The 12374-nt window shown below is 53.0% G+C and carries 6 protein-coding genes, 4 tRNA genes and 3 rRNA genes; 12 read left to right on the plus strand and 1 reads right to left on the minus strand.

The window, feature by feature from the left end:
* Window position 1 precedes the first annotated feature (1 nt).
* The 9 genes from rffA (at window position 2) to LQ901_RS14050 (ending at window position 6121) form a co-directional block, all read left to right on the plus strand.
* Window positions 2-1132, plus strand: a complete 1131-nt coding sequence (rffA, locus tag LQ901_RS14010; protein WP_233672347.1) for a dTDP-4-amino-4,6-dideoxygalactose transaminase — start codon at window positions 2-4, stop codon at window positions 1130-1132.
* Window positions 1133-1134: 2 nt separating this feature from the next.
* Window positions 1135-2385, plus strand: a complete 1251-nt coding sequence (gene wzxE, locus LQ901_RS14015; RefSeq protein ID WP_064978345.1) for a lipid III flippase WzxE — start codon at window positions 1135-1137, stop codon at window positions 2383-2385.
* Window positions 2382-3494 carry a TDP-N-acetylfucosamine:lipid II N-acetylfucosaminyltransferase gene (locus tag LQ901_RS14020; protein ID WP_064978344.1) on the plus strand — a complete coding sequence of 371 codons (1113 nt, stop codon included), beginning with the start codon at window positions 2382-2384 and terminating at the stop codon, window positions 3492-3494. The genes wzxE and LQ901_RS14020 overlap by 4 nt, the downstream gene beginning before the upstream one ends.
* Complete coding sequence (gene wzyE / locus LQ901_RS14025) at window positions 3491-4822, plus strand: ECA oligosaccharide polymerase (RefSeq protein ID WP_010863071.1); 1332 nt, start codon at window positions 3491-3493, stop codon at window positions 4820-4822. Before LQ901_RS14020 ends, wzyE begins: the two co-directional genes overlap by 4 nt.
* Window positions 4815-5549: a lipopolysaccharide N-acetylmannosaminouronosyltransferase gene (wecG, locus tag LQ901_RS14030; RefSeq protein ID WP_064978343.1), complete on the plus strand. Its 735-nt coding sequence runs from the start codon at window positions 4815-4817 to the stop codon at window positions 5547-5549. Before wzyE ends, wecG begins: the two co-directional genes overlap by 8 nt.
* A gap of 119 nt (window positions 5550-5668) precedes the next feature.
* Window positions 5669-5745: transfer RNA gene (locus LQ901_RS14035), tRNA-Arg, on the plus strand.
* A gap of 64 nt (window positions 5746-5809) precedes the next feature.
* Window positions 5810-5885: transfer RNA gene (locus LQ901_RS14040), tRNA-His, on the plus strand.
* 49 nt (window positions 5886-5934) lie between these two features.
* A tRNA-Leu gene (locus LQ901_RS14045) sits at window positions 5935-6021 on the plus strand.
* Window positions 6022-6044: 23 nt separating this feature from the next.
* Window positions 6045-6121 (plus strand) — tRNA-Pro (locus LQ901_RS14050).
* A 252-nt stretch (window positions 6122-6373) separates the two neighbouring features.
* On the opposite strand, the gene LQ901_RS14055 is transcribed toward LQ901_RS14050, so the two are convergent.
* Entirely contained in the window at window positions 6374-7018 is a 645-nt protein-coding gene (locus LQ901_RS14055) for a nicotinamidase (RefSeq protein WP_064978342.1), read from the minus strand.
* 426 nt (window positions 7019-7444) lie between these two features.
* Between LQ901_RS14055 and LQ901_RS14060 the strand changes: the two genes are divergently transcribed.
* The 3 genes from LQ901_RS14060 (at window position 7445) to rrf (ending at window position 12336) form a co-directional block, all read left to right on the plus strand.
* A 16S ribosomal RNA gene (locus LQ901_RS14060) occupies window positions 7445-8986 on the plus strand.
* 191 nt (window positions 8987-9177) lie between these two features.
* Window positions 9178-12081, plus strand: a 23S ribosomal RNA gene (locus LQ901_RS14065).
* 139 nt (window positions 12082-12220) lie between these two features.
* Window positions 12221-12336: ribosomal RNA gene (gene rrf / locus LQ901_RS14070) — 5S ribosomal RNA — on the plus strand.
* The 16S, 23S and 5S rRNA genes sit together here, the layout of an rRNA operon.
* Window positions 12337-12374: the final 38 nt, after the last annotated feature.

Genomic DNA, 12374 nt, shown 5'->3' on the forward strand with positions numbered 1-12374 from the left:
CATGATCCCATTTAATGCCCCGCCGGTTGTCGGCACGGAGTTGGAGTATATGCAGGCTGCCATGGGCAGCGGTAAGCTGTGTGGTGACGGCGCCTTTACTCGCCGCTGTCAGCAGTGGATGGAGCAGCATTTTGGCAGCGCCAAAGTGTTGCTGACCCCGTCCTGTACAGCCTCACTGGAGATGGCCGCCATCCTGCTGGATATCCAGCCGGGGGATGAGGTGATCATGCCAAGTTTCACCTTTGTGTCGACTGCCAATGCTTTCGTGCTGCGTGGTGCCAAGGTAGTGTTTGTCGATCTGCGTCCCGATACCATGAATATCGATGAGCGCAAGATTGAAGCGGCCATCACCGAGCGTACTAAGGCGATTGTGCCGGTGCACTATGCCGGTGTGGCGTGCGAGATGGATACCATCATGGCGCTGGCTGAAAAATATGACCTGTGGGTTGTCGAAGATGCGGCGCAAGGCGTGATGTCGACCTACAAAGGGCGTGCGCTGGGCACCATCGGTCACATTGGTTGCTACAGCTTCCATGAAACCAAAAACTACACCGCAGGCGGTGAAGGTGGCGCGACTCTCATCAATGATCCGGCGCTGATTGAGCGGGCTGAAATTATTCGTGAGAAAGGTACCAACCGCAGTCAATTCTTCCGTGGTCAGGTAGACAAATACACGTGGCGCGACATCGGTTCGAGCTATTTGATGTCCGATCTGCAGGCGGCTTATCTGTGGTCGCAGTTGGAAGCCTCTGAGCGTATCAATCAGCGTCGCTTGAAGCTGTGGCAGACCTATTTTGATGCCTTAACGCCGCTGGCAGAGGCTGGACGTATCGAGTTGCCAAGCCATCCTGCTGACTGCGCCCACAACGCACACATGTTCTATATCAAACTGCGTGATATCGATGATCGCAGCGCCTTTATCAGCTTTATGAAAGAAGCTGAAATCATGACCGTGTTCCACTATATCCCACTGCATGCTTGCCCGGCGGGCGAGAAATTCGGTGTGATGCATGGCGCGGATCAGTTCACAACGGCGGAAAGCGAGCGTTTGGTGCGTTTGCCGCTGTTCTACAACATGGATGAGTTGACGCAGCGTACCGTGATCCAGACGATGCTGAACTTTTTCGCCTGATTATGTCGTTAGCTAAAGCTTCGGTATGGACCGCAGCCTCGACCCTGGTCAAGATTGGGGTCGGGCTGTTAGTGGTCAAGTTACTGGCCGTATCGTTCGGCCCGCAAGGGGTTGGCCAGGCCGGTAACTTCATGACCATGGTGACGGTGCTGGGCGTATTGTCCGGCGCCGGTATTTTTAATGGCGTGACCAAGTACGTGGCCGAGTTTCACCAAGAGCCCGCGCGACTGCGCAGCTTATTGGGCACGGCCTCGGCGATCACCTTACTCTCCTCATCGCTGTTGGCACTGGTGTTTGTACTCGGTGCCGGCCCGATTAGCCGCGCTTTATTCGATCACCCCGATTTTGTGCCGGTGATCCGCGCGGTGGGCTTGATTCAAATGGGGATTGCCTACGCCAACTTGCTGCTGGCGATCCTCAAAGGCCAGCGCGACGCGATGGGCAATGCGTTGGCGCTGATTGCCGGTAGCGTAATTGGTGTGGTGGCGTACTGTCTGTGTTTCTGGTTAGGCGGCTATGCCGGCGCTTTAGCCGGGATGGCGTTAGTGCCTGCCATCACGGTGCTGCCTGCCGCAGTGGTGATTAAAAAGCGCAACAACATTCGTTTTGCCGACTTGCGTCCGCTGTGGGATAAGCCGCTGGCTCGTCAGCTGCTGAAGTTTACCCTGATGGTGGTGATCACCTCGGTCACCTTGCCCGCCGCTTACGTGATGCTGCGAAATAGTCTGGCCACCGATTATGGCTGGGATTCGGTCGGGATGTGGCAAGGGGTGAGTAAAATCTCGGATGCCTATCTGCAGTTTATTACCGCCTCGTTCTCGGTATACCTGCTGCCGACTCTGTCGCGCTTACAGCAGCGCGATGAGATTGTGCGCGAGATTGGCCGCACCCTGCGCTTTGTGTTGCCTGCGGTTGCCACGGTCAGTTTTGCCGTTTATCTACTGCGTGATGTGGCAATCTGGCTGTTGTTCTCGCCCGAGTTTCGGCCGATGCGCGATCTGTTTGCCTGGCAGCTGACCGGCGATGTGTTCAAAGTCGGCGCGTATGTCTTTGGTTATCTGGTCGTAGCCAAAGCGGCATTACGCTATTACTTGTTAGCTGAAGTGAGCCAGTTTGCCCTGTTAACGGGGCTGGCGCACTGGTTGATCCCGCGCGAGGGTGCGCTGGGTGCGGCGCAGGCCTATATGCTGACTTACATTGTGTATTTTTGCCTCTGTGTTGGGGCGTTCCTCATTTATCGAAAGCGTGCATGACAGCCTTAATCCATGTTCTGGGATCTGAGATCCCGCATCATAACCATACGGTGCTCACCTTTTTTGCCGAGGTGCTGACGCCGGCATTACAGCAACCGGCGCTGACCCGTGAGTTTTACGTGGTCAGTAACGAGCCGGAGCTGGCCGCGCGTTATCCGGCGCTCCGGCTGCACTGCTTTGCCGACAAAAAGAGTCTAGCACGTGCGGTGACGCTGGCGGCTCGTGACCCGGCGCAGCGCTTTTTCCTGCATGGCCAATTTAACCCGTGGTTATGGCTGGCGTTGCTGACGGGAAAAATCCGAAAGCAACAAGTCAGCTGGCATATCTGGGGCGCGGATCTGTATGAGGATGCGCAGAGCTGGAAATTCAAGCTGTTCTATCATCTGCGCCGTCCGGCGCAGGGGCGTATTGGCCGCGTGTTTGCCACGCAAGGCGATTTGCAGTACTTCGCTCAGCGTCATCCGCATTGTGCTACGCAGCGTCTTTATTTTCCGACCAAAATGGATCCGGCGCTGACCGGTGGGGTCCGTCAACATGACCCTGCGCAGCCGCTCACCATTTTGCTCGGTAACTCGGGCGATCGCTCTAACCGCCACATTGAAGCACTGCGTGAAATTCACGCCACCTTTGGTGACAAGGTGAAAGTGCAAATTCCTCTAGGCTATCCGGCGCATAATGAAGCCTATATCGCGCAGATTGCCGAGGTCGCGCAGCAACTGTATCCGCATGGACAGGTGGAGCTGCTTACTGAGCAAATTCCGTTTGACCGCTATCTGACACTGCTGGCGCAGTGCGATCTGGGCTATTTCCTGTTTGCCCGCCAGCAGGGGATTGGCACCTTGTGTTTACTGATCCAGTTTGGCGTGCCGTTTGTGCTCAGTGAGCAAAACCCATTCTGCGTGGATTTGCGTGAGCAAGGGGTGCCGGTGCTGCTCAGCGGTGAGCCGCTGGATGTGGCACGTGTGTGCCAGGCGCAGGCCCAACTGGGCGCGCTCGATCGTAGCCAGATTGCCTTTTTTAAACCGAATTACCTTGCGGGCTGGCAGCAAGCGCTGCAGCAGGCCGGCGGTGACGCTATTGCATCTGCAGACCGAGGAGCCGGCGCATGACCCTGACTGATTTTTCTGGCCTGCTGGTCGTTTACCTGCTGTCATTGGCGCTGATCCTGACATTGGGCTATCACGAATTTCGTCGTGAGCGCTTTAACTTCAATATCTTTTTCACCTTGATCTACCTGCTGACGTTTTACTTTGGCTTTCCGTTTACCTGCATTCTGAGCTTTCGCTTTGATGTGCAGACCGAGCCGCCGGAGTACCTGATGTACGCCATGCTGGCCTCGACCGCTTTCTATGCCTTGTATTACGTGGTGTACAAGACGCGGATTGTTCGCCGTCAGCGTCAGCGTCCGGTGTTAAGCATGAATCGGGTGGAAACCAACCTGACTTGGATTTTGCTGATGCTGGTGGCCGTGGTCACGGTGGGGATCTTCTTCCTGCAAAACGGCTTTTTGCTGTTCAAGTTGCAAAGCTACAGCCAGATTTTCTCCAAGGATGTGTCGGCGGTGGCGCTTAAGCGCTTCTTCTACTTCTTTATCCCGGCAATGTTGGTGGTCTATTTCCTGCGTCAGGACACCAAAGGGTGGCTGATGTTTTTAGTCACTACTGTGGCATTCGGGATTTTGACTTATGTGATTGTTGGCGGTACGCGAGCCAACATCATCATCGCTTTTGCGCTGTTTTTGTTCATCGGCATTATCCGCGGTTATATCACCTTACCGATGCTGATTGCTGCGGGCGCGGCCAGTGTGGTCGGCATGTTCTGGCTGGCGTTAAAGCGTTACAGCTTGGATGTGAGCGGCTCGGAGGCGTTTTACACCTTCTTGTACCTCACGCGCGATACCTTTTCGCCGTGGGAGAACTTGGCGCTGCTGCTGGAAAACTATCACAAGATTGATTTTCAGGGGCTGGCCCCGATTATCCGCGACTTCTATGTCTTTATTCCGTCCTCGCTGTGGCCGGATCGCCCAAGCTTGGTGGTGAATACCGCTAACTACTTTACTTGGGATGTGCTCGAGTACTTTGCCGGCTTAGCCATTTCGCCAACCCTGATTGGCTCGTTGGTGATCATGGGCGGCGTGCTGTTTATCCCGATTGGCGCGGTGATTGTCGGTTTGCTGATCAAATGGCTGGACTGGCTGTATCACAGCGGCATGCAAGAAACCAATCGCTATAAAGCGGCGATTTTGTTGGCGTACAGCTTTGGCAACGTGTTTACCCTGATCGTGCTGGTGCGCGAAGGGCTTGATTCTTTTGTGTCACGGATGGCGTTTTTCTCGATTATTTTCGGGCTGTGTCTGTTACTGGCCAAGTTACTGTATTGGCTGTTTGAAGCCTGCGGCTTGATCCGCCGGCGGTTGAAGGTGCAAGAACATGAGTGATATTCCTAAGTACACCCTGCGCGGTTTGCAGATCTGGGGTTTTGCCGACATGGCGCAGTTTGTCGCACACCTGCTGACGCCGCACGACACCAAAACCGGTACTCTGGTGGCGATCAATGCGGAAAAAGTGATGACCGCTGAAGAGTCTCCGGCACTGAAAGCTCTGTTGGATGCGGCTGAATACAAGTACGCCGATGGCGTCAGTATCGTTAACTCTATCCGCCGTAAATACCCAGACAGCCCGAAACTGCAACGCATCCCAGGTTGTGAGCTGTGGGAAGCCTTGATGGAAGAGGCTGGTCGCCAAGGGTTACCGGTGTTTTTGGTTGGTGGCCGCCAAGATGTCTTAAGTGAAGTGGAAGATAAACTGCGTCAGCAATGGCAGGTTAATATTGTCGGCAGCCAGAACGGATACTTCACCGCCGAGCAGACTCCCGATTTGTTCGAGCAAATTCGTGCCAGTGGAGCCAAGTTGGTCACGGTAGCGATGGGCTCGCCGAAACAAGAGCTGTTTATGCGCGATTGTCGTCAGGTTTATCCGGATGCCTTGTATATGGGCGTCGGTGGCACTTATGACGTGTTTACTGGTCATGTGCTGCGCGCACCGGCAGTATGGCGTAAGTTTGGTCTGGAATGGCTGTATCGCTTGCTATCACAACCGACCCGTTGGCGGCGCCAGCTCAAACTTTTGAAGTATGTCGCGTATCATTACAGCGGAAAGCTGTAGTTTTAAGCAAGTTTCGGGTAAAGTATCAGCAGTCGGTTCTTTTTGCATAAAAAAATACGAAAAGGGCTAGACAGCCGGATATGAAATCCGTAATATGCGACCCCGCAACGGCGCGCAGGGCGCCCGTAGCTCAGCTGGATAGAGCGCTGCCCTCCGGAGGCAGAGGTCTCAGGTTCGAATCCTGTCGGGCGCGCCATATAAGCATGTGGTAGTGATTTAGCCCAACGTTGTGGATATAAGCTGAAAGAAAAAACTCTATGGTGGCTGTAGCTCAGTTGGTAGAGTCCTGGATTGTGATTCCAGTTGTCGTGGGTTCGAGCCCCATCAGCCACCCCAGATTAAACAGTATGGCGTAAGCGGTACTGAGCAAGAAGATAAGTGATACGCGAAGGTGGCGGAATTGGTAGACGCGCTAGCTTCAGGTGTTAGTGTCTTAACGGACGTGAGGGTTCAAGTCCCTCTCTTCGCACCACACTTCTTGTAAACATGAATATTCGGTGAGTAGCGCAGTCCGGTAGCGCAACTGGTTTGGGACCAGTGGGTCGGAGGTTCGAATCCTCTCTCACCGACCATCATAGTGAAAAGCCCGCTCTTTGAGCGGGCTTTTTGTTTTTCTGCATTTACTCATCCCTTCACACTCTTCTTCTTTATCACGCTGTCGTATATGGCTGCCCGCGTTGAGTGTAATCTCTCTTGCTTCACGACTTGGCTTTCTCGCTCAGCGGCACAGCAAGCGAGTGATATATCTTCTATATAGCTATATAGAAGATATATAGAAGATATAGAGATAGCCTGTTGCGATATCCGTCAGTGGTGCAGGGCGATCAGCGGATCAGTTGCTGCAATGTGTGCTGCAGCGTCTCTTGGTTGTCACACAGGTAAACTCCCGCCGCGGCCATTTCCTGACAGGCCAGAGCGGTAGTTTCCGGCGCAATCCCGCGACAGGCCGCCAGATTCAGTAACACGGTAAAGTGGCCACTGCGCTGTAACTGCAATGCTGTGGTTTTCACACAGTAATCGGTCGCCAGCCCACCCAGCACAATATGGGTCACCCCCTGACAGCGCAGCCACTCGATAAGGCCGGTGCTGAGTTTCTCCTGTAAATCATGATAGCAAGCACCGTATGGATGCAGATCGGGCTCGATACCTTTCCACACCACAAAGTCATACTCGGTGACAGCCGGCAGACCCGGAATGGTTTCAAAGCCTCGGGTACCGGGAACCGCATGCGCGACCCAGGTCAGATCGGCATTGGGATGTGGCAGTGGTTGCAGCATGTGCTGAGGATCATCAACCACCCATAGCGCATTGGCGGGATGGGCATCTTTGGTCAGCACCCGCAGATCGGCCAGTTGTGCTTGCGCATTGAGTGCGTCAGCTATCTGATCGCCTTCTTGTACTGGCAACTCCTGTGGGCACAGCGGAGAGAACGTGCACTGCGGATCGACATCGAGCGCTGCAATCTTCATCACTTATCCTTTTTAATCGACCATAACCGTGCTGTTTTTGGCTAAATAACTAGCAAAAATCAGCCTTCTGACCGGATTTTCACCAAACAGCGGCAAATATGCAAATTATCTTGAATAATCCCTTGCGCCCGCCGCAAAACGCCCTATAATGCGACCCCACTGACACGGCAGCTGTGATGCAAATCACTGATTGGCCTGCAGTAATGAATATCGGCTCTTGAGAAAATGCAAAACATTTTCTTGACAGCGAAACAGGATTGCGGAATAATTCACTTCCTGTCGCTGCTTCGGTAGCGAAACGCTCTTTAAAAAGTTAATCAGACAATCTGTGTGGGCACTCGTTTGAGAATGCTGATATCCAAAAGATATTAAGTTAAACGAGTGACTGAACAATTTATTTGCCAGTTTATTCGAGCGACAAACTTTAAATTGAAGAGTTTGATCATGGCTCAGATTGAACGCTGGCGGCAGGCCTAACACATGCAAGTCGAGCGGTAACACAGAGGAGCTTGCTCCTTGGGTGACGAGCGGCGGACGGGTGAGTAATGCCTGGGGATCTGCCCGATAGAGGGGGATAACTACGGGAAACTGTAGCTAATACCGCATAACGTCTACGGACCAAAGTGGGGGCTCTTCGGACCTCATGCTATCGGATGAACCCAGGTGGGATTAGCTAGTTGGTGAGGTAATGGCTCACCAAGGCGACGATCTCTAACTGGTTTGAGAGAATGACCAGTCACACTGGAACTGAGACACGGTCCAGACTCCTACGGGAGGCAGCAGTGGGGAATATTGCACAATGGGCGCAAGCCTGATGCAGCCATGCCGCGTGTGTGAAGAAGGCCTTCGGGTTGTAAAGCACTTTCAGCGGGGAGGAAGGGTCACTAGTTAATACCTAGTGGCATTGACGTTACTCGCAGAAGAAGCACCGGCTAACTCCGTGCCAGCAGCCGCGGTAATACGGAGGGTGCAAGCGTTAATCGGAATTACTGGGCGTAAAGCGCACGCAGGCGGTTTGTTAAGTCAGATGTGAAATCCCCGAGCTCAACTTGGGAACTGCATTTGAAACTGGCAAGCTAGAGTCTTGTAGAGGGGGGTAGAATTCCAGGTGTAGCGGTGAAATGCGTAGAGATCTGGAGGAATACCGGTGGCGAAGGCGGCCCCCTGGACAAAGACTGACGCTCAGGTGCGAAAGCGTGGGGAGCAAACAGGATTAGATACCCTGGTAGTCCACGCTGTAAACGATGTCGATTTGGAGGTTGTGCCCTTGAGGCGTGGCTTCCGGAGCTAACGCGTTAAATCGACCGCCTGGGGAGTACGGCCGCAAGGTTAAAACTCAAATGAATTGACGGGGGCCCGCACAAGCGGTGGAGCATGTGGTTTAATTCGATGCAACGCGAAGAACCTTACCTACTCTTGACATCCAGAGAACTTTCCAGAGATGGATTGGTGCCTTCGGGAACTCTGAGACAGGTGCTGCATGGCTGTCGTCAGCTCGTGTTGTGAAATGTTGGGTTAAGTCCCGCAACGAGCGCAACCCTTATCCTTTGTTGCCAGCGATTCGGTCGGGAACTCAAAGGAGACTGCCGGTGATAAACCGGAGGAAGGTGGGGATGACGTCAAGTCATCATGGCCCTTACGAGTAGGGCTACACACGTGCTACAATGGCATATACAAAGGGCGGCAAGCTAGCGATAGTGAGCGAATCCCATAAAGTATGTCGTAGTCCGGATTGGAGTCTGCAACTCGACTCCATGAAGTCGGAATCGCTAGTAATCGCGGATCAGAATGCCGCGGTGAATACGTTCCCGGGCCTTGTACACACCGCCCGTCACACCATGGGAGTGGGTTGCAAAAGAAGTAGGTAGCTTAACCTTCGGGAGGGCGCTTACCACTTTGTGATTCATGACTGGGGTGAAGTCGTAACAAGGTAACCGTAGGGGAACCTGCGGTTGGATCACCTCCTTACCTGAGATATTTGGCGCTTAAGCTGAGTGTTCACACAGATTGTTTGATGTATCTTCGGATGCACAACTGCTCTTTAAAAATTTGAAAACAAGCTGAAAAATAACTGAAGTTCTTGAGAACAAGCGACTTGAGAAACTGGCAACGACCAGTTTAGTGACTGACATTCAGCCCGACATTATTTTGGGTTGTATGGTTAAGTGACTAAGCGTACACGGTGGATGCCTTGGCAGTCAGAGGCGATGAAGGACGTGCTACCCTGCGAAAAGGGTTGGTGAGCTGGGATGGAGCGCTATAGCCAACCATGTCCGAATGGGGAAACCCACCTAAGATAACTTAGGTATCGTTAAGTGAATCCATAGCTTAACGAGGCGAACCGGGAGAACTGAAACATCTAAGTACCCCGAGGAAAAGAAATCAACCGAGATTCCGTTAGTAGCGGCGAGCGAACGCGGAGCAGCCCAGAGTCTGAATCAGTGGATGCGTTAGTGGAACGGATTGGAAAGTCCGGCGATACAGGGTGATAGCCCCGTACACGAAGACGCATTGCTGTGAGCTCGATGAGTAGGACGGGACACGTGGTATCCTGTTTGAAGATGGGGGGACCATCCTCCAAGGCTAAATACTCCTGACTGACCGATAGCGAACCAGTACCGTGAGGGAAAGGCGAAAAGAACCCCTGTGAGGGGAGTGAAATAGAACCTGAAACCGTGTACGTACAAGCAGTGGGAGCACCTTCGTGGTGTGACTGCGTACCTTTTGTATAATGGGTCAGCGACTTACATTTTGTAGCGAGGTTAACCGAATAGGGGAGCCGTAGGGAAACCGAGTCTTAATAGGGCGAATTAGTTGCAAGGTGTAGACCCGAAACCCGGTGATCTAGCCATGGGCAGGTTGAAGGTTGGGTAACACTAACTGGAGGACCGAACCGACTAATGTTGAAAAATTAGCGGATGACTTGTGGCTGGGGGTGAAAGGCCAATCAAACCGGGAGATAGCTGGTTCTCCCCGAAAGCTATTTAGGTAGCGCCTCGGACGAACACCTACGGGGGTAGAGCACTGTTAAGGCTAGGGGGTCATCCCGACTTACCAACCCTTTGCAAACTCCGAATACCGTAGAGTGCTATCCGGGAGACACACGGCGGGTGCTAACGTCCGTCGTGAAGAGGGAAACAACCCAGACCGCCAGCTAAGGTCCCAAAGTCATGGTTAAGTGGGAAACGATGTGGGAAGGCTTAGACAGCTAGGATGTTGGCTTAGAAGCAGCCATCATTTAAAGAAAGCGTAATAGCTCACTAGTCGAGTCGGCCTGCGCGGAAGATGTAACGGGGCTAAACCATGCACCGAAGCTGCGGCAATGACATTTAGGTGTTATTGGGTAGGGGAGCGTTCTGTAAGCGGTTGAAGGTGTACTGTGAGGTATGCTGGACGTATCAGAAGTGCGAATGCTGACATAAGTAACGATAAAGCGGGTGAAAAGCCCGCTCGCCGGAAGACCAAGGGTTCCTGTTCAACGTTAATCGGAGCAGGGTGAGTCGACCCCTAAGGCGAGGCTGAAAAGCGTAGTCGATGGGAAACGGGTTAATATTCCCGTACTTGTGGTAACTGCGAAGGGGGGACGGAGAAAGTTAGGCTATCCGGGCGACGGTTGTCCCGGTTTAAGCGTGAAGGTGGAGAGACTAGGCAAATCCGGTCTTTCATTAACACTGAGGCGTGATGACGAAGCACTACGGTGCTGAAGTAGCTGATACTACGCTTCCAGGAAAAGCCTCTAAGCATCAGGTTACCAGAAATCGTACCCCAAACCGACACAGGTGGTCAGGTAGAGAATACTCAGGCGCTTGAGAGAACTCGGGTGAAGGAACTAGGCAAAATGGTGCCGTAACTTCGGGAGAAGGCACGCTGATGGTAGGTGAAGTCCCTTGCGGATGGAGCTGAACTCAGTCGAAGATACCAGCTGGCTGCAACTGTTTATTAAAAACACAGCACTGTGCAAACACGAAAGTGGACGTATACGGTGTGACGCCTGCCCGGTGCCGGAAGGTTAATTGATGGGGTTAGCGAAAGCGAAGCTCTTGATCGAAGCCCCGGTAAACGGCGGCCGTAACTATAACGGTCCTAAGGTAGCGAAATTCCTTGTCGGGTAAGTTCCGACCTGCACGAATGGCGTAATGATGGCCAGGCTGTCTCCACCCGAGACTCAGTGAAATTGAAATCGCTGTGAAGATGCAGTGTACCCGCGGCAAGACGGAAAGACCCCGTGAACCTTTACTATAGCTTGACACTGAACATTGAGCCTTGATGTGTAGGATAGGTGGGAGGCATTGAAACGTGAACGCCAGTTTGCGTGGAGCCGACCTTGAAATACCACCCTTTAATGTTTGATGTTCTAACGTTGTCCCGTAATCCGGGATACGGACAGTGTCTGGTGGGTAGTTTGACTGGGGCGGTCTCCTCCTAAAGAGTAACGGAGGAGCACGAAGGTTAGCTAAGCATGGTCGGACATCATGCGGTTAGTGCAAAGGCAGAAGCTAGCTTAACTGCGAGACGGACAGGTCGAGCAGATACGAAAGTAGGTCTTAGTGATCCGGTGGTTCTGAATGGAAGGGCCATCGCTCAACGGATAAAAGGTACTCCGGGGATAACAGGCTGATACCGCCCAAGAGTTCATATCGACGGCGGTGTTTGGCACCTCGATGTCGGCTCATCACATCCTGGGGCTGAAGTTGGTCCCAAGGGTATGGCTGTTCGCCATTTAAAGTGGTACGCGAGCTGGGTTTAGAACGTCGTGAGACAGTTCGGTCCCTATCTGTCGTGGGCGTTGGATGATTGAGGGGGGCTGCTCCTAGTACGAGAGGACCGGAGTGGACGCATCTCTGGTGTTCCGGTTGTCACGCCAGTGGCATTGCCGGGTAGCTAAATGCGGAAGAGATAAGCGCTGAAAGCATCTAAGCGCGAAACTTGCCCCGAGATGAGTCATCCCTGAGGCTTAAAGCCTCCTAAAGGGTTGTTGGAGACTACGACGTAGATAGGCAGGGTGTGTAAGCGTAGCGATACGTTGAGCTAACCTGTACTAATTGCCCGTGAGGCTTAACCATACAACGCCAAAGTGATGTTGGAAGAATGAAGTCATAAGTTACTTGTTCAAAGAACAATACATCAGTTATTTAGCTTGTTTTTAGATTTTAACTCTGGCGCGAGACACAAGTAGTGTACGCGATAGAGAAACAGAATTTGCCTGGCGGCGATAGCGCGGTGGTCCCACCTGACCCCATGCCGAACTCAGAAGTGAAACGCCGTAGCGCCGATGGTAGTGTGGGGTCTCCCCATGCGAGAGTAGGGAACTGCCAGGCATCAAATTAGTGAAGAGCCCATCCTAACGGATGGGCTT

This window comes from Plesiomonas sp. PI-19 (assembly GCF_021368255.1).
Taxonomy (GTDB): Bacteria; Pseudomonadota; Gammaproteobacteria; order Enterobacterales; family CAMTGL01; genus Plesiomonas; species Plesiomonas shigelloides.